Genomic DNA, 264 nt, shown 5'->3' on the forward strand with positions numbered 1-264 from the left:
CTATTCACTGCGTCACATTGTTCTGGTTGGCATTAATGTAAACCAAGTGATGGCGCCTGTTGTATCAACTTATCAGAGTGGAAGAAACAATCTCTATGGATCCAACTCCTCAGTCACAATTAAAACTTCTGATTCAAAAAGGTAAAGAGCAAGGCTACTTAACTTTTGCAGAAGTAAATGATCACCTTCCACAAGACATAATTGACTCAGATCAAGTAGAAGATATCATAAGCATGATTAATGACATGGGTATTAAGGTTAGCG

General features: G+C 37.5%; 1 protein-coding gene. It reads left to right on the forward strand.

Going from position 1 to position 264, the window contains the following annotated elements; all coding sequences use genetic code 11:
* Window positions 1–95: 95 nt before the first annotated feature.
* On the forward strand, window positions 96–264 hold a 169-nt coding region (locus R2R70_RS20865), incomplete at its 3' end, for an RNA polymerase sigma factor region1.1 domain-containing protein (protein WP_410979029.1).

The organism is Cobetia sp. SIMBA_158 (genome assembly GCF_046566945.1).
Classification (GTDB): Bacteria; Pseudomonadota; Gammaproteobacteria; order Pseudomonadales; family Halomonadaceae; genus Cobetia; species Cobetia amphilecti.